This window comes from Ferrimonas sp. YFM, assembly GCF_030296015.1.
Classification (GTDB): Bacteria; Pseudomonadota; Gammaproteobacteria; order Enterobacterales; family Shewanellaceae; genus Ferrimonas.
In genome coordinates, this window is the sequence record NZ_AP027368.1 from 992,414 (window position 1) to 1,013,708 (window position 21,295).

General features: G+C 60.0%; 2 protein-coding genes. One reads left to right on the forward strand and one right to left on the reverse strand.

The window, feature by feature from the left end; genetic code table 11:
- Positions 1-39: 39 nt before the first annotated feature.
- A complete protein-coding gene (locus tag QUE41_RS04735; protein WP_286341779.1) occupies positions 40-2,130 on the reverse strand; it encodes an alkyl/aryl-sulfatase in 2,091 nt (696 codons plus the stop codon).
- 912 nt (positions 2,131-3,042) lie between these two features.
- Here QUE41_RS04735 and QUE41_RS04740 point away from each other — a divergent pair.
- Positions 3,043-21,162: a cadherin-like domain-containing protein gene (locus QUE41_RS04740; protein WP_286341780.1), complete on the forward strand. Its 18,120-nt coding sequence runs from the start codon at positions 3,043-3,045 to the stop codon at positions 21,160-21,162.
- Positions 21,163-21,295 lie beyond the last annotated feature (133 nt).

Genomic DNA, 21,295 nt, shown 5'->3' on the forward strand with positions numbered 1-21,295 from the left:
TGAGTAAGGGGGCCGATTGGCCCCCTTCTTTTTTGTGTCCTACATGCCGCTGCTGCTGCCGGAGGGGGGCTGAGCCAGCGTCACCTTGCCAGTGTCTGCGGGCTTGCGGGCGGTGCCGGGCATCAGTTCGAAGGCAGGATTGAAGTTGACCAACATCGACTGCAGGCTGCGAAAGTGGTCCAGGTTGCCCTGATGCTTCACTTTGCCTGCGGTTACCTGGTCGTCGAAAGAGGCTGTGCCCATCATGACCGGCTCCAGATCGCTGCGGTTGATGGTCAGTGTCAGGTCCGGATTGTTGGCCTGAACCCCTTTGATGTTGGTCAGGGTGGCGTTACTCAATTCCACCACAAACTCCTCGTTGATGTCGGGCAGCACCAGGTTGATGACAAACTCCTGCTCGCCGGCCTTGGCGCTGTCCAGGCGAATACCAAGAAAGTCCAGCCATAGCTCGGTGGCCATCGCCTTGATGGTATCCGCTCCGCCGGTCTTCGGTGAGTTGCCCTCAGGAATGCCGGAGCGCAGCTCATAGGCGGCAGCCAGGAAGCTGTTTCGCACACTGGGGCTCTCCTGCTGGTAACCGATCTGCTCAAACACGTCGGCGAGCAGGTCTTTGGCCTGTTGATTGTCTGGCTCCGCATAGACCAGTTTGTTGAGGATCTCCTGGGCCAGCTTGTATTTACCTTTGGTGAACAGTGCCTGGCCTTTGGCAAGAATCTTGTCAGAGCCGCCCATCATCTCCACGAAAAGAGGCGCGGATTCTTTGGGGGAGAGGGGGATCAGGGTGGCCGGGTTACCATCCCAATAACCCAGATAGCGATTGAGTACCGCGCGGCTGTTGTGGGCTTCGGAGCCGTGATAACTGTGGGCGGCCCACTGGTCTCTCAGGTTCTTCGGTGGCCGGTATTCGTTGTGAACTTCGTTGATGGTCACCCCGGAGTTGGCCAGGTGCAGCACTTCATTGTTGAGGTTGGCGTAGATGTCCCGCTGCGCCCGCATCACCTCCTGGATGCGTTCGTTGCCCCAGCGAGGCCAACTGTGAGAGGCGAACATCACATCCGCCTTCATCCCATAGCGGTAGAGAGCGATGTTGATCTGTTTCGACCACTCCAGCGCGTCGCGAACCAGGGCGCCACGTAGGGTGTAGATGTTGTGTACCGTACCTGTGATGTTTTCTGCTGCCCAGAATGCTTTGAGATCCGGGAAGTAGGTGTTCATCTCCGCCGGCGCCTCGGTGCCTGGCGTATTTTGAAACTCCATGGTGATGCCATCGATGGTCAGGGTTTCAAAATCCTTGGTAATGATGGTGTTGGGTGCGATCAGCCCCAGATTACCCGCGGCGGTGTTTTTGCCGATGGACTGGTCCACGTGACCAAAGGGACTGCGGGGAAGCAGCACGCCATACTGGAAGAACAGCCTGCGGTTCATGGCGTTGCCGGCGTAAACGTTCTCAGAGACGGCGTTTTCCATAAAGCCGACCGGGGCAATGAGCTTGACCTTACCACTGAGCACATCCTGCTCATCGACAACGCCACGAACACCACCGAAGTGGTCGGCGTGTGAGTGGGAGAAGATCACCGCTTTGACCGGCCGCTCACCCAACTGCTCGTTCACGAACTTGAGGGCTGCGGAGGCGGTTTCCTTGGCGGTCAGTGGGTCAAAGATGATCCAGCCGGTGTCGCCTTTGATGAAGGTGATGTTGGCCAGGTCGAACCCCCTTACCTGATAGATCTTTCCCGGGAGTACCTCAAACAGACCATAGGCCATATTCAGTATCGCCTGGCGCTGAAGGGAGGGGTGGATGCTTTCGAACTCCTTGTCTTGCAGCAACCACTGATAGCTGCCCATGTCCCAGGCCACATGTCCCGCTTCCGCCATGATCTGTTGATACTCCGGGGCGGCTATAAAGCCACGCTTGGCTTCTTCAAAGTCTCGCTCATCTTTGAAGGGCAGGGCTGTCAACTGCTCCTCACGTATGGCGAGGGTGTAACTGGAGGGGTGCTTGCCCTTGGGGTGGAAGTGCTCGCCTTTTGCGGCACCCGGATCGGACAGCACGGCACCGCCCCCGGACGCCAGAGCGGCCATTGAAGTGATCAGCAGTGTTGCCAAGAGAATAGGCGCTTTTGAAGCCATCAGGACTCCTCCTTGAGTGTGGGTCTACAAGAAAGCTAGTTCAGCTTGGGCCATCTGCAAGAAAAGAGCTTAAAAACAGTGAACTAAATATGGAGGGGGACGTAGTGTGTATTGGTGCCGTTTGGCAGTAGTGGCGCCTTCAGTCGCCATTTAGGGGCAGAGGGTTAATGTTGGTTGAAATATGCATCTTATCCGGTGTCTTGCAGTGAAAATAATAAAAATAGAGCTGGTAAAAGCCGCCGAATAAAATAAGACGAGTGAGAGTTTAATACTCTGCGAAACTTAGGTTTGGTGAATTTTTGAGCTAAAAAGGTGGCGGGGACTGTATCCATGCACACAGGTTTGAGGCGATAGTGATACCACAAATTAGTGGCTGTAAAGCAGGTTGAGAGTCTCTTGATGGCGGAGGGTAGTAATTCTTAAGTTGTTTATGCTGAAAACAACCGTCAATGCGCGAGTGATTACTCTAGAGGTCTGGCTCTTGTCAATGATTTTATCCTGCTGAGGTCGGATGAGACTTGAAAATGTATCGAACGTTTTCGGAACATCCTGAATCATGGTCAGATTGTTGACGTTGCCTTGTTTTTGACACCCCAGATTGATAATCTTGCTTAACCTACATTCGTATCTCAACTGGATTCGCCAGCGAATTCATTTCAGGGGTTTGGTGAGTCTCATCTTCCGGCCACAAGATTGCCGAACGACCCTACTCTGGGGCCTTGAAGAGAACTGAACAGTCTGCTGCTATGCTTAAGTCATAAGCTCTTTTTCGAGCGCTAAATTTGGCGCTTGCCATATAGAGCTTTTGCCCTTGATAGCTTTGGCAGAGACTTTGACTAAAGTCGGTCTGCGTGCACAGACATGGAACGTTTGTAGGAAGTCACAAACAGCAAGGAATCATCGGGGAATAGTATGGCTATTAGCTTAGTTATCGCGGCATCCGCTAAGGGTGCCTGGATCTTGTCTGAAGATGGCACTCGCCGCGAAGCGAAAGCCGGAGACCTTCTTCTTGAAACCGACACCCTCCTGGTGCCGGATGGTCAGGAAGTGATTTTGCAGGATCCCGATAAACTTCCCCTCTTTGTTGAACCTGGCGAGTTTTCCTTCTTGGAACTGCAGGCGCAGTTGACCGAAGTGAAGGAGCAAAGCCCCGAACCCGTTGCCTCGGCTGAAGATGATATTGCTGCTTTGCAGGAGAGCATTTTGGCAGGGGTCGACCCCACCAAGGCGTTTGAAGCGGCCGCGGCGGGTGGCACGCCTGCCACCGAGCCACAGAGCTCCGGATCGTCTCAGGTGGCTTCCATAGAGCGCCAAGCCGAGGAGGTCATTGCCACCAGTGGTTATGACACCGTGGCTCCCGCGGCTTCGCCTGTGGTGACCGATGTCCCAGAAGACATTACCAGCAACCAAGCGCCGGTCGTTCAGAGCGCTTCAGCCCCGACTCTGATTACGCCTGAAGACACCAGCATTCAGATCACCAGTGAGCAACTGCTCGGCCATATCACCGATCCCGAGGGTGATGAGCTGTCTGTGAGCTCCATTCGATTGGCTGACCCCTCTGCCGGAACCCTGATTGATAATGGTGATGGAACCTGGACCTTTGTGCCGGCTGACAACACCAATGGTGAATTTGAGCTGATTTACGATGTGGTTGATGCGGCAGGCAACACCACAACAACTTCCGTCGACGTTACTGTTACCCCGGTCAATGACGCGCCTGATGCGCAAGATGACAACCTGGGTGCCGTTGAGGATACGCCGCTGACTCTTGGAGTGGCGGACATCGTCAACCCCAATGACACCGATCTGGACGGCGATACCCTGGTGATCACCGGCGTGTCCAATGCGACCAATGGCACAGTGACCCTGAATGCCGATGGCACCATCACCTTTACCCCAGACGCCAACTTCAATGGCCAGGCCAGCTTCGAGTACACCGTCAGTGACGGCAATGGCGGCACTGATACGGCCACCGTGATTGTCGATGTTGCTGCAGCAAACGATGCCCCTGTTGCCGCTGACGATTCGGCCTCCACTCAGGAGGATACGCCGGTTACCCTGGGACTGACCGATCTTGTTGATCCCAATGACACGGATCTGGATGGCGACAGCCTGGTTATCTCCGCCGTGGGCAATGCCACCAATGGTACTGTCGTTCTGAATGCGGATGGGACCGTCACCTTTACCCCAGACGCCAACTTCACTGGCCAGGCAACCTTTGAGTACACCATCAGCGATGGCAATGGCGGCTTTGACACCGCCACGGTGACCATCGATGTGGGTGCCGTCACCGACCTGACCGCCGGCGATGACAGCAACGCCACTCAGGAAGACACCGCGGTGTCCGGCTCTGTGGCGGGCAACGACAGCACCACCAGTGGCGGCGATCTCAGCTTCGCCCTGGCCACCGATGCGGCCAATGGCAGCGTGGTGATGAACGCCGATGGCACCTACACCTACACCCCGAACTCCAACTACCACGGCACCGACAGCTTCACCTACACGGTGACCGACGCCGCCAGTGGCGAGAGCAGCACCCAGACGGTGACCATCACTGTGGGGGCGGTGGACGACCTGACCGCTGGCGATGACAGCAACAGCACTCAGGAAGATACCGCGGTGTCCGGCACTGTGGCTGGCAACGACAGCACCACCAGTGGCGGCGATCTGTCCTTTGCCCTGGCCACCGATGCGGCCAATGGCTCTGTCACCATGAACGCCGACGGTACTTACACCTACACGCCGAACGATAACTACCACGGTACCGACAGCTTCACCTACACGGTGACCGACGCCGCCAGTGGTGAGAGCAGCACCCAGACGGTGACCATCACCGTGGGCTCGGTGGACGACCTGACGGCTGGCGATGACAGCAACAGCACCACCGAGGACAACGCCGTCTCCGGCACCGTGGCGGGTAACGACAGCACCACCAGCGGCGGTAGCCTGTCCTTTGCCCTGGCGACCGATGCGGCCAATGGCAGCGTGGTGATGAACGCCGACGGCACCTACACCTACACCCCGAACGCCAACTACCACGGCACCGATACGTTCACCTACACGGTGACCGATGCGGACAGTGGCGAGAGCAGCACCCAGACGGTGACCATCACCGTCGGGTCGGTGGACGACCTGACTGCGGCTGATGACAGCAACGCCACTCAGGAAGACAACGCGGTGTCCGGCTCTGTGGCCGGCAACGACAGCACCACCAGTGGCGGCGATCTGAGCTTCGCCCTGGCCACCGACGCGGCCAACGGCAGCGTGGTGATGAACGCCGACGGCACCTACACCTACACCCCGAACGCCAACTACCACGGTACCGATACGTTTACCTACACGGTGACCGATGCCGCCAGTGGCGAGAGCAGCACCCAGACGGTGACCATCACCGTGGGCTCGGTGGATGACCTGACGGCTGGCGACGACAGCAACAGCACCACCGAGGACAACGCGGTGTCCGGCACCGTGGCGGGTAATGACAGCACCACCAGTGGTGGCGATCTGTCCTTTGCCCTGGAAACTGACGCGGCCAACGGCAGGGTGGTGATGAACGCCGACGGTACCTACACCTACACGCCGAACGATAACTTCCACGGTACCGACAGCTTCACCTACACGGTGACCGATGCGGACAGTGGCGAGAGCAGCACCCAGACGGTGACCATTACTGTGGGTTCGGTGGATGACCTGACTGCGGCTGATGACAGCAACAGCACTCAGGAAGATACCGCGGTCTCCGGCACCGTGGCCGGCAACGACAGCACCACCAGTGGTGGCGATCTGTCCTTCGCCCTGGAAACCGACGCGGCCAACGGCTCTGTCACCATGAACGCCGACGGTACCTACACCTACACCCCGAACGACAACTACCACGGCACCGATACGTTCACCTACACGGTGACCGATGCCGCCAGTGGTGAGAGCAGCACCCAGACGGTGACCGTCACCGTGGGCTCGGTGGATGACCTGACTGCTGGCGACGACAGCAACAGCACCACCGAGGACAACGCCGTCTCCGGCACCGTGGCCGGCAACGACAGCACCATCAGTGGTGGCGATCTGTCCTTTGCTTTGGCGACCGATGCGGCCAATGGCAGCGTGGTGATGAACGCCGACGGCACCTACACCTACACGCCGAACGCCAACTACCACGGCACCGATACGTTCACCTACACGGTGACCGACGCCGCCAGTGGCGAGAGCAGCACCCAGACGGTGACCATCACCGTGGGTGCGGTGGATGACCTGACTGCGGCTGATGACAGCAACAGCACTCAGGAAGACACCGCGGTGTCCGGCACCGTGGCGGGCAACGACACCACCACCAGTGGCGGCGATCTGAGCTTCGCCCTGGAAACCGACGCGGCCAACGGCTCTGTCACCATGAACGCCGATGGCACCTACACCTACACGCCGAACGCCAACTACCACGGCACCGATACGTTCACCTACACGGTGACCGATGCGGCCAGTGGCGAGAGCAGCACCCAGACGGTGACCATCACCGTGGGTGCGGTGGATGACCTGACGGCTGGCGACGACAGCAACAGCACCACCGAGGACAACGCCGTCTCCGGCACCGTGGCCGGCAATGACAGCACCACCAGCGGCGGCGATCTGAGCTTCGCTCTGGAAACTGATGCGGCCAACGGCTCTGTCACCATGAACGCCGACGGCACCTACACCTACACCCCGAATGCTAACTACCACGGTACCGATACGTTTACCTACACGGTGACCGACGCCGCCAGTGGCGAGAGCAGCACTCAGACGGTGACCATCACCGTGGGCTCGGTGGACGACCTGACTGCCGGCGATGACAGCAACAGCACCACCGAAGACAACGCAGTCAGTGGCACCGTGGCGGGCAACGACAGCACCACCAGTGGTGGTAGCCTGACCTTTGCGATTGCGGGTAACCCTGCCAACGGCAGCGTCACCATGAACGCCGACGGCACCTACACCTACACGCCGAACGACAACTACCACGGTACCGATACGTTCACCTACACGGTGACCGACGCCGCCAGTGGCGAGAGCAGCACCCAGACGGTGACCATCACCGTGGGCTCGGTGGACGATCTGAGCGCCGGCGACGACAGCAACAGCACCACTGAGGACAACGCGGTCTCCGGCACCGTGGCGGGTAATGACAGCACCACCAGCGGCGGCGAACTGAGCTTTGCCCTGGCCACCGATGCGGCCAATGGCAGCGTGGTGATGAACGCCGATGGCACCTACATCTATACCCCGAACGATAACTACCACGGTACCGATACGTTCACCTACACGGTGACCGACGCCGCCAGTGGTGAGAGCAGCACCCAGACGGTGACCATCACCGTGGGCTCGGTGGATGACCTGACTGCTGGCGACGACAGCAACAGCACCACCGAGGACAACGCGGTGTCTGGCACCGTGGCCGGCAACGACAGCACCACCAGCGGCGGTAGCCTGACCTTTGCGATTGCGGGTAACCCTGCCAACGGCAGCGTCACCATGAACGCCGACGGCACCTACACCTACACGCCGAACGACAACTACCACGGTACCGATACGTTCACCTACACGGTGACCGATGCGGACAGTGGCGAGAGCAGCACCCAGACGGTGACCATCACCGTGGGCTCGGTGGATGACCTGACTGCTGGCGACGACAGCAACAGCACCACCGAGGACAACGCGGTGTCCGGCACCGTGGCCGGCAACGACAGCACCACCAGTGGCGGTAGCCTGACCTTTGCGATTGCGGGTAATCCTGCCAACGGCAGCGTGGTGATGAACGCCGACGGCACCTACACCTACACCCCGAACGACAATTACCACGGTACCGACAGCTTCACCTACACGGTGACCGACGCCGCCAGTGGCGAGAGCAGCACCCAGACGGTGACCATTACTGTGGGGTCGGTGGACGACCTGACGGCTGGCGATGACAGCAACAGCACCACCGAGGACAACGCGGTGTCCGGCACCGTGGCCGGTAACGACAGCACCACCAGTGGTGGCGATCTGTCCTTTGCCCTGGAAACTGACGCGGCCAACGGCTCTGTCACCATGAACGCCGACGGCACCTACACCTACACGCCGAACGATAACTACCACGGTACCGATACGTTTACCTACACGGTGACCGATGCGGCCAGTGGCGAGAGCAGCACCCAAACGGTGACCATCACCGTGGGTGCGGTGGACGACCTGACTGCCGGCGACGACAGCAACAGCACCACCGAGGACAACGCGGTGTCCGGCACCGTGGCCGGCAACGACAGCACCACCAGTGGCGGTAGCCTGACCTTTGCGATTGCGGGTAATCCTGCCAACGGCAGCGTGGTGATGAACGCCGACGGCACCTACACCTACACCCCGAACGACAATTACCACGGTACCGACAGCTTCACCTACACGGTGACCGACGCCGCCAGTGGCGAGAGCAGCACCCAGACGGTGACCATTACTGTGGGGTCGGTGGACGACCTGACGGCTGGCGATGACAGCAACAGCACCACCGAGGACAACGCGGTGTCCGGCACCGTGGCCGGTAACGACAGCACCACCAGTGGTGGCGATCTGTCCTTTGCCCTGGAAACTGACGCGGCCAACGGCTCTGTCACCATGAACGCCGACGGCACCTACACCTACACGCCGAACGATAACTACCACGGTACCGATACGTTTACCTACACGGTGACCGATGCGGCCAGTGGCGAGAGCAGCACCCAAACGGTGACCATCACCGTGGGTTCGGTGGACGACCTGACGGCTGGCGACGACAGCAACAGCACCACCGAGGACAACGCGGTGTCTGGCACTGTGGCCGGCAACGACAGCACCACCAGTGGCGGCGATCTCAGCTTCGCCCTGGCGACTGACGCGGTCAACGGCAGCGTCACCATGAACGCCGACGGCACCTACACCTACACCCCGAACGCCAACTACCACGGCACCGATACGTTCACCTACACGGTGACCGATGCGGCCAGTGGCGAGAGCAGCACCCAGACGGTGACCATCACCGTGGGTGCGGTGGATGACCTGACGGCTGGCGACGACAGCAACAGCACCACCGAGGACAACGCCGTCTCCGGCACCGTGGCGGGCAACGACAGCACCACCAGCGGCGGCGATCTGAGCTTCGCTCTGGAAACCGACGCGGCCAACGGCTCTGTCACCATGAACGCCGACGGCACCTACACCTACACCCCGAATGCTAACTACCACGGTACCGATACGTTTACCTACACGGTGACCGACGCCGCCAGTGGTGAGAGCAGCACTCAGACGGTGACCATCACCGTGGGCTCGGTGGACGACCTGACTGCCGGCGATGACAGCAACAGCACCACCGAAGACAACGCAGTCAGTGGCACCGTGGCGGGCAACGACAGCACCACCAGTGGTGGCGATCTGTCCTTTGCCCTGGAAACTGACGCGGCCAACGGCTCTGTCACCATGAACGCCGACGGCACCTACACCTACACGCCGAACGACAACTACCACGGTACCGATACGTTCACCTACACGGTGACCGACGCCGCCAGTGGCGAGAGCAGCACCCAGACGGTGACCATCACCGTGGGTGCGGTGGACGATCTGAGCGCCGGCGACGACAGCAACAGCACCACTGAGGACAACGCGGTCTCCGGCACCGTGGCGGGTAATGACAGCACCACCAGCGGCGGCGAACTGAGCTTTGCCCTGGCCACCGATGCGGCCAATGGCAGCGTGGTGATGAACGCCGATGGCACCTACACCTATACCCCGAACGATAACTACCACGGTACCGATACGTTCACCTACACGGTGACCGACGCCGCCAGTGGTGAGAGCAGCACCCAGACGGTGACCATCACCGTGGGCTCGGTGGATGACCTGACTGCTGGCGACGACAGCAACAGCACCACCGAGGACAACGCGGTGTCTGGCACCGTCGCCGGCAACGACAGCACCACCAGTGGCGGCGATCTGAGCTTCGCCCTGGCGACCGACGCGGCCAATGGCAGCGTGGTGATGAACGCCGACGGTACCTACACCTATACGCCGAACGTTAATTACCACGGTACCGACAGCTTCACCTACACGGTGACCGATGCGGCCAGTGGCGAGAGCAGCACCCAGACGGTGACCATTACCGTGGGGTCGGTGGATGACCTGACTGCGGCTGATGACAGCAACAGCACTCAGGAAGACACCGCGGTGTCCGGCACTGTGGCGGGCAATGACAGTACCACCAGCGGCGGCGATCTGAGCTTCGCCCTGGAAACTGATGCGGCCAACGGCTCTGTCACCATGAATGCCGATGGCACCTACACCTATACGCCGAACGACAACTACCACGGCACCGATACGTTCACCTACACGGTGACCGATGCGGACAGTGGTGAGAGCAGCACCCAGACGGTGACCATTACTGTGGGTGCGGTGGATGACCTGACTGCGGCTGATGACAGCAACGTTACTCAGGAAGACACGGCCGTTAGTGGCACTGTGGCGGGTAATGACAGCACCACCAGCGGTGGTAGCCTGACCTTTGCGATTGCGGGTAACCCTGCCAACGGCAGCGTGGTGATGAATGCCGATGGCACCTACACCTACACCCCGAACGACAACTACCACGGTACCGATACGTTCACCTACACGGTGACCGACGCCGCCAGTGGTGAGAGCAGCACCCAGACGGTGACCATCACCGTGGGTGCGGTGGACGATCTGAGCGCCGGCGATGACAGCAACGCCACTCAGGAAGATACCGCGGTGTCCGGCTCTGTGGTCGGTAACGACAGCACCACCAGCGGCGGCGATCTGAGCTTCGCCCTGGAAACTGACGCGGCCAACGGCTCTGTCACCATGAACGCCGATGGCACCTACACCTACACCCCGAACGCCAACTACCACGGCACCGACAGCTTCACCTACACGGTGACCGACGCCGCCAGTGGCGAGAGCAGCACCCAGACGGTGACCATCACCGTGGGCTCGGTGGACGACCTGACTGCAGGCGACGACAGCAACAGCACCACCGAGGACAACGCGGTGTCCGGCACCGTGGCCGGCAACGACAGCACCACCAGTGGCGGTAGCCTGACCTTTGCGATTGCGGGTAATCCTGCCAACGGCAGCGTGGTGATGAACGCCGATGGCACCTACACCTACACCCCGAACGCCAACTACCACGGCACCGACAGCTTCACCTACACGGTGACCGACGCCGCCAGTGGTGAGAGCAGCACCCAGACGGTGACCATCACCGTGGGCTCGGTGGACGACCTGACTGCCGGCGACGACAGCAACGCCACTCAGGAAGACACCGCGGTCTCCGGCACTGTGGCCGGTAACGACAACACCACCAGCGGCGGCGATCTGTCCTTTGCCCTGGCGACTGACGCGGCCAACGGCAGCGTGGTGATGAATGCCGATGGCACCTACACCTATACGCCGAACGACAACTACCACGGCACCGATACGTTCACCTACACGGTGACCGATGCGGACAGTGGTGAGAGCAGCACCCAGACCGTGACCATTACTGTGGGTGCGGTGGATGACCTGACGGCTGGCGACGACAGCAACAGTACCACCGAGGACAACGCGGTCTCCGGCACCGTGGCCAGCAACGACAGCACCACCAGCGGTGGCGATCTCAGCTTTGCCCTGGCGACCGACGCGGCCAATGGCAGCGTGGTGATGAACGCCGATGGCACCTACACCTACACGCCGAACGCCAACTACCACGGTACCGACAGCTTCACCTACACGGTGACCGACGCCGCCAGTGGTGAGAGCAGCACCCAGACGGTGACCATCACCGTGGGCTCGGTGGACGACCTGACGGCGGGCGATGACAGCAACGCCACTCAGGAAGATACCGCGGTGTCCGGCTCTGTGGCGGGCAACGACAACACCACCAGCGGCGGCGATCTCAGCTTCGCTCTGGCGACTGATGCGGCCAACGGCTCTGTCACCATGAACGCCGACGGCACCTACACCTACACCCCGAACGCCAACTACCACGGCACCGATACGTTCACCTACACGGTGACCGACGCAGCCAGTGGCGAGAGCAGCACCCAGACGGTGACCATTACTGTGGGTTCGGTGGATGACCTGACTGCGGCTGATGACAGCAACAGCACTCAGGAAGATACCGCGGTGTCCGGCACTGTGGCCGGTAACGACAGCACCACCAGCGGCGGTAGCCTGACCTTTGCGATTGCGGGTAACCCTGCCAACGGCAGCGTCACCATGGCGGCCGACGGCACCTACACCTACACCCCGAACGCCAACTACCACGGCACCGATACGTTCACCTACACGGTGACCGACGCTGCCAGTGGTGAGAGCAGCACCCAGACGGTGACCATCACCGTGGGCTCGGTGGACGATCTGACCGCCGGCGATGACAGCAACAGCACTCAGGAAGACAACGCCGTCTCCGGCACCGTGGCGGGCAACGACAGCACCACCAGTGGTGGCGATCTGAGCTTTGCCCTGGCGACCGATGCGGCCAACGGCAGCGTGGTGATGAACGCCGACGGCACCTACACCTACACCCCGAACGACAACTACCACGGCACCGATACGTTCACCTACACGGTGACCGACGCCGCCAGTGGCGAGAGCAGCACCCAGACGGTGACCATCACCGTGGGCTCGGTGGATGACCTGACTGCGGCTGATGACAGCAACAGCACCACCGAGGACAACGCGGTCTCCGGCTCTGTAGCCGGCAACGACAGCACCACCAGCGGCGGCGATCTGAGCTTCGCCCTGGAAACTGACGCGGCCAATGGCAGCGTGGTGATGAACGCCGACGGCACCTACACCTACACCCCGAACGACAACTACCACGGTACCGATACGTTCACCTACACGGTGACCGACGCCGCCAGTGGCGAGAGCAGCACCCAGACGGTGACCATCACCGTGGGCTCGGTGGATGACCTGACTGCTGGCGACGACAGCAACAGCACCACCGAGGACAACGCGGTGTCCGGCACCGTGGCCGGCAACGACAGCACCACCAGTGGCGGTAGCCTGACCTTTGCGATTGCGGGTAATCCTGCCAACGGCAGCGTGGTGATGAACGCCGACGGCACCTACACCTACACCCCGAACGACAATTACCACGGTACCGACAGCTTCACCTACACGGTGACCGACGCCGCCAGTGGCGAGAGCAGCACCCAGACGGTGACCATTACTGTGGGGTCGGTGGACGACCTGACGGCTGGCGATGACAGCAACAGCACCACCGAGGACAACGCGGTGTCCGGCACCGTGGCCGGTAACGACAGCACCACCAGTGGTGGCGATCTGTCCTTTGCCCTGGAAACTGACGCGGCCAACGGCTCTGTCACCATGAACGCCGACGGCACCTACACCTACACGCCGAACGATAACTACCACGGTACCGATACGTTTACCTACACGGTGACCGATGCGGCCAGTGGCGAGAGCAGCACCCAAACGGTGACCATCACCGTGGGTGCGGTGGACGACCTGACTGCCGGCGACGACAGCAACAGCACCACCGAGGACAACGCGGTGTCCGGCACCGTGGCCGGCAACGACAGCACCACCAGTGGCGGTAGCCTGACCTTTGCGATTGCGGGTAATCCTGCCAACGGCAGCGTGGTGATGAACGCCGACGGCACCTACACCTACACCCCGAACGACAATTACCACGGTACCGACAGCTTCACCTACACGGTGACCGACGCCGCCAGTGGCGAGAGCAGCACCCAGACGGTGACCATTACTGTGGGGTCGGTGGACGACCTGACGGCTGGCGATGACAGCAACAGCACCACCGAGGACAACGCGGTGTCCGGCACCGTGGCCGGTAACGACAGCACCACCAGTGGTGGCGATCTGTCCTTTGCCCTGGAAACTGACGCGGCCAACGGCTCTGTCACCATGAACGCCGACGGCACCTACACCTACACGCCGAACGATAACTACCACGGTACCGATACGTTTACCTACACGGTGACCGATGCGGCCAGTGGCGAGAGCAGCACCCAAACGGTGACCATCACCGTGGGGTCGGTGGACGACCTGACGGCTGGCGATGACAGCAACAGCACCACCGAGGACAACGCGGTGTCCGGCACCGTGGCCGGTAACGACAGCACCACCAGTGGTGGCGATCTGTCCTTTGCCCTGGAAACTGACGCGGCCAACGGCTCTGTCACCATGAACGCCGACGGCACCTACACCTACACGCCGAACGATAACTACCACGGTACCGATACGTTTACCTACACGGTGACCGACGCCGCCAGTGGCGAGAGCAGCACCCAGACGGTGACCATCACCGTGGGTTCGGTGGACGACCTGACGGCTGGCGACGACAGCAACAGCACCACCGAGGACAACGCGGTCTCCGGCACTGTGGCGGGTAACGACAGCACCACCAGCGGCGGCGATCTGAGCTTCGCCCTGGAAACTGACGCGGCCAATGGCTCTGTCACCATGAACGCCGACGGCACCTACACCTACACCCCGAACGACAACTACCACGGTACCGATACGTTCACCTATACGGTGACCGATGCGGACAGTGGTGAGAGCAGCACCCAGACGGTGACCATCACCGTGGGTGCGGTGGACGACCTGAGCGCCGGCGATGACAGCAACGCCACTCAGGAAGATACCGCGGTCTCCAGCACCGTGGCGGGCAACGACAGCACCACCAGCGGTGGCGATCTCAGCTTTGCCCTGGAAACCGATGCGGCCAATGGCAGCGTGGTGATGAACGCTGACGGCACCTACACCTATACGCCGAACGACAACTACCACGGTACCGACAGTTTCACCTACACGGTGACCGATGCCGCCAGTGGCGAGAGCAGCACCCAGACGGTGACCATCACCGTGACCCCGGACAATGCCGACGCGGTGCTGGCCGACGACAGCAAGACGGTGGCGGAAGACACCAATGCCACCGGCAACGTGCTGAGCAACGACCAGGCGGACGACGCGGCGCTGAGCGTGAAGAGCTTCAGCGTGGGCGATCAGAGCGTGGCCGCCGGTGAGACCATCACCCTGGAGAACGTCGGTACCATCAGCATCGACGCCAACGGTGACTACACCTTCGAGCCGGTGGACGATTGGAACGGCAGCGTACCGACCATCACCTATACCACCGACACCGACCAGACCGCCGAGCTGCGAATCACCGTCAGCCCGGTCAACGATGACCCCATCGCCGTAGACGACTCCTACCAGGAAACCCAGCTGTTCCATGAGTCCTTCGAGAACATGGCCAGCCCCAACTCCTGGACCATTGTGAGTCGAGACCCTGACGGCAACTGGGACTTCACCCACGGCCTGGAGATCCAAAGGGATGGTCTGTTGACCAAGGCTCCGGACGGCGACTTCTATGTGGAGCTGGATCCCAACGTCAATACGGCCATCAGCACCAGCATTAACACTACGGGTCAGGATGCTGTGCGGGTTGAGTTCAGCTACAACCCACGCTGGGATGGAAACTCTTCATCTGACATGAGTTTCACCGTGGGGGATGTGACCTACACGGTGAACGCCAATGGCGAAGTGGTGCCTGGGGATCAGGGTGTGACCATTGAAGGTCCCGACGCCGATGGCTGGTACCGTGTTTCCGGTGAGTTTGACGTGGACGGCGACAGTGTCGATATCGTCTTCGCCGGCGAAGGGCGCTCTGACTCTTATGGCGCCCTGCTGGACGACATCACCGTTACAGGTATTCAGAATCCCTCCCTGGAGACCCAGGAAGACACCAGTGTGGTCATCAATGGGGCTGAACTGCTCTCTAATGACAGCGATCCAGAAGGCGACGCTATCAAGATCATTTCGGTCGAAGCCACCGATGACACCCATGGCACCGTAACCCTGGACGCCGACGGCAATGTGGTATTTACCCCGGATAGCAACTTCCATGGAACGGCGACCTTCCGCTACACCATTGAGGATGAGCACGGTGCCACTGACACCGCCATCGCCACTGTGGTTGTCCATCCCGAAAACGATGACCCTGTTGCCGCGGACGACGGTTTCACCGTCGCCGAGGATGGCAGCATTGCTCTGAATCTGATCGGCAATGACACCGATGTGGACAATGATGCCCTCAGTCTCAAGTCCATCAATGGTGTCGAGCTGACCCCCGGTACTGCCCAGGACATTGCCGTAAACAATGGCACCGTCCGGGTGGCGGCAGATGGCAGCCTCAGCTTCGAGCCTGCGGACAACTATCACGGCCCCATCAGCTTCGATTATGTGGTGACCGATGGCCAGGGTGGGGAAGATACCGGCACCGTGAGTGGCACAGTGACACCGGTCATTGACCAGCTCACCGACGGTAATGAGCAGGTCAGCGGCAACGAGGAGCTGACCCAGCGCGGTAATCTGCTGGATGTGGCCGACGCCGACAGCAACAGTCACTCTGTGGTGAGCTTTGAGGTGAATGGCACCACCTACACCGCTGGCCAGACCGCCATCATCGCCGGTGTGGGTACCCTGCTGATCGCCAGCAATGGTGCTTACAGTTTCGACCCTGAAGATCATTATCACGGTGATGTGCCCAAGGTGACCTACACAGTGGTGGACAACAACGACGCCACCGATATTGATACCTCCACCCTGGAGATCACCGTTAACCCGGTGATTGATCCTCTGACCGACGCCAGTGAGCAGGTCAGTGGCAATGAAGATAACAACCAGAGTGGAAACCTGCTGAATGTGACCGATGCAGACAGCAGCGAGCACTCGATCGCCCAGTTTGAAGTTAATGGCCAGACCTACAATGCCGGCGACACCGCCAACATCGATGGCGTGGGCACTCTGACCATCGACAGCGATGGCGAATACCGCTTCACTCCTGTGACCAACTATCACGGCAGTGTACCCACGGTGACCTACACCGTGGTGGACGATAACGATGCCACTGATACCGACACTTCAACTCTGGAGATCACCGTGAAACCGGTGACCGATGAGCTGACCGACGGTAACGAGCAGATCTCTGTCACCGAGGATAGGTCTAAGACAGGCAACCTGCTGAATGTGACTGACTCTGACAGCAGTGAGCACTCCATCAGCCAGTTTGAGGTGAATGGCGAGGTCTTCACGGCTGGTCAGGAAGCCAGTATTTCCGGTGTCGGCACCCTGATCATCCACGGCAATGGCAATTACAGCTTCACTCCGGTGGCCAACTACCACGGACCGGTGCCGGCGGTGACCTACACCGTGGTGGACGACAACGACGCCGGTGACTTGGACACCTCCACCCTGCAGCTCACCGTGGATCCGGTCAACGATGCGCCGGTGTCCGAGGACTTTACCGTCACCGCCGACTTCACCGATCCCAATGTGGACAGCATCCTTATCGATTTCGGTATCGATAACCTGGGTGACAGTGCCATCAACGGCAGCGAAGTGTCCGACCTGGAAGGCAACCCAACCCATATTCAGCTGAGCTCTCTGCCCACCTCCGGCACCCTGTTTGTCATCAACGATGACGGCAGCCGCACCGAAGCCGAAGTAGGTAAAGTCTACGCCATGGACGAGCTTCGCTATGAGATGGACCCAGGCCTGCCAGGCCAGGTGACGTTGGGTGAGCAGTCTGAAGAGATTGCCAGCTCCCTGGATCACTGGGGTGAGGCAATCGATGGCTCCAGCAGTCGCCTCTACACCCATGACAACTCAGACGTTGCCATCCGCATCACCCCTGTAGGCGGTGAGTTGGAACTGATTCATGGCAGTCTGGCCAACCATCAGGGTGGCGGACTGGGAGTTGGCACCGGCGGAGAGATCAACAGCAACAATGAGGCGATCAACTTCTCCTTCTATGAGCCTGCATCAGGTTCTGGCAGTGAGCGTGGGGTTCCGGTTAACGAGGTGAACATCACCCTGACCGGCCTGGGAGGCTACTTCGTGCCGGGTCATACCATGGCGGGCCGAGCCACCATCACTGTGCTGGACGCCGATGGCAACCCTATCGACCCAAGTAAACTGACCATCACCACCGCCGACGATGCCCAGGGCACCAGCGACGTGGTGTGGGATGCGGCCTCCGGCTCTTACCATGTTTCCAACAGTGAAGAGGCGATCAGTGGCGATCTGACCGAACAGGTTAGGATTGTGGTTAACGACCCCAGTATTCAGATTGGTTCTGTGGAAGTGGGCCACGCCGGTACCGGCAGCTTCGAAGTGCGTAACCTGTCTGTTGGCGTTGATTACAATGACAGCTTCGATTACCTGCCTGTGGAAACCGACGGCAACGGTAACGTCACCCTGGTGGGTGGCGATATCACCGATGGCCAGGGTGAGCCAAGCACGGTTACCATCAACGCTATCCCCAATAACCTGCCAGCAGCGCCTGTGATTGACTCCACCTCCTCTCTGGTGGTGTCTGAAGAGGGCCTGAGCTCCGGTATCCGTGATTCCATCGGTCAGCCGGTGGACACCACTAATCAGGTGAAAGCTCATGGCCACTTCACCGCCAGCGATGCCGACGGTGACAGTCTGACCGCTTCCTTCTCAGCGCAGCAGCCAGGCCTGTCCGACCTGACCTCCAACGGTGCGGCGCTGCAGTTCACCCACTCCAACAATGGTCAGACCCTGATTGGCTCTGCCAATGGTGAAGAGGTGATCCGATTCGACATCAGCAACGATGGCAGTTACACCGCCACCCTTCTGGGGTCGGTAGATCACCCTCAGGGCAACGGCGAGAACCTGCTGACCTTCGACCTGTCCATGTCGGTCACCGACGGCCAGCACAGCACCTCGGCCAGTATCTCGGTGACCGTGGAGGACGATGCACCGGTGCAGAACACCGTGAATCAGACGCTGATCGCCGAGCCTCAGTCCACCAACATCATGTTGATTCTGGATACCTCAGGCAGCATGGACTATTCCGCCCGTTCTGATGGTTACGACAATCGTCTGGAGCTGATGCAGGATGCGGTGAACAACCTGCTGGAGCAATATGGTGAACTGGGCGATGTCCGGGTTCAACTGGTGGAGTTCAATGGCGATGCCCGCTCCCTGAGCAGTGAGTGGCTGACCATTGGGGAAGCCAAGGCCATTGTGGACAATCTCATCGCCGATGGCGGCACCAACTATGATGCCGCGCTGGAGACCATGATGAGCTCCTACAACGCCCCGGGCGCCCTGGAAAATGGAGTGAACGTCTCCTACTTCATGTCCGACGGCGCCCCTGCCAGCTCTACTGTGATTGACGGCAACGACGAGGCCAAGTGGATTGAGTTCCTGGAAGGCAATGACATCATCTCCCATGCGGTAGGTTTCGGCGGCTCTCTGAGTCAGAGTGCCACCGCCTATCTGGACCCCATCGCCTACGATGGGGCGACGGGCACTGACAGGGACAGCGATGTGGTCACCACCGCCAGCGACTTCAATCTGCTGCTGTCCGATTCCGTGCTGGCCAAACCCATTACCGGCTCTCTGTTCGGTGACCTGGACGCCGGGTCGCAGATTGGGGCTGATGGCGCCAGCATCCATACCCTGGAGATTGACGGTGTGGTCTACACCTATGACGGTCAGAGCATCAGCAATGCCGACGGTCATCTGGTGAACGGCAGCGTGCTGACCATGGAGACTCCGCAAGAGGCCTCCATCACCGTGGACTTTGCCACCGGCATCTATGAGTACACTCCGGATGTGATGCTGGCTATGGGCACCTCGGTGACCGAGAGGTTCATCTTCTCCTCCACAGACAACGATGGGGATACCGGCACAGGCACCGTTAACCTGACCATCACCCGGGGCTACGACACCGACAATGATGGGGTGATCAACAGCATCGACATTGACGACGATAACGACGGCATCCTCGACTCTGTGGAAAACCAGCCTCATCAGGGTGAAGAGATCACCATCTCCGGCATCCAAGATCGTGCCTTGCGTATTCAGGATGATAACGAGAGTCAGAGCCATCAAAAGAGCTATGTCATCGATGTCAGCCGTTACGGCTTCAAGGCCGGCGATGTCATCACCCTGGATAACATCCACGCCAAGGGGGACATCAACAATGTTAATCATGACGATTATCTGCGATTGAGTTCCGGCTCTAACCATACTGGTTATCTCACTGTCAAAGACGATGGTCGCTTCCATGACGTTAGTGCGAAGTGGGGGGCGACCTCATTGCAGATGACCGTCACTGAGGACAGTGATGGCCGGGCCATTGTCACCTTTACCGCGAAGACTGGTTGGAGAGTGGATGATGACAGTGTCAGTTTCTACTACGACCTGACCGGCACCCCCTCTGCGGTGGTGGACAGCGACTATGACGGCATCATCGACAGCCTGGATACGGACAGTGACAACGATGGCGTTTCTGACAACATCGAAGCCCAGACCAATGCTGGCTATGTGGCGCCCTCAGGTCAGGACAGCGACGGAGATGGCCTGGATGACGCCTACGAAGGAAGTGGCCTGAGTCCTGTCGACAGCGATCTGGACGGTCTGGCTGATTACCAGGATGCCGATAACAGTGGCCGTAAGGTAGGGGATGATGAGCGTCTCGTTGGCACTCACGGACCCGACAGCCTCTCCGGTGGTGATGGCATCGACTTCCTCTTCGGCGGAACCGGTGATGACAGCTTGCTGGGCGGCATAGGTAACGACCTGCTCATTGGCGGCGTAGGCTCCGACACCCTCACCGGAGGGGAGGGCGCCGACACCTTCAAGTGGCAGCAGGGCGATGCCGATGGCTCTACCGATACCATCACCGACTTCAATCCGTCAGAGGGCGATGTCCTGGACATCTCCGAGGTGCTGACAGGCCTGGAGGAACAGGATGAGATCAGCGACTACCTCAATGCTACTGTCTCCGAAGATGGTCGCGATCTGCTGATTGAGATTGACCCTGTAGTGGGTGGTCCGACAGGGCTCACTGTGAGCCTGAAAGACTACGCCAATGACAACAACATCACCGCCGATGGCGCCTCGGGTTCCACCTCGGCGGCCGATGAGCTGAATCGCTTGCTGGAGAACACCAACGCCAACGATCCGGACATCATCTGATACTGCTGATGAGCCCCTTCAGAAGCATCGAAGGGGCTCTTTTAACACCAAATTCAGGGGCTGGGCAGTGGCACTGCCCATTGTGTTTTACTGGGGCAGAGGGGAGCTCTGCCATCAGGCTAATAACAGAAAA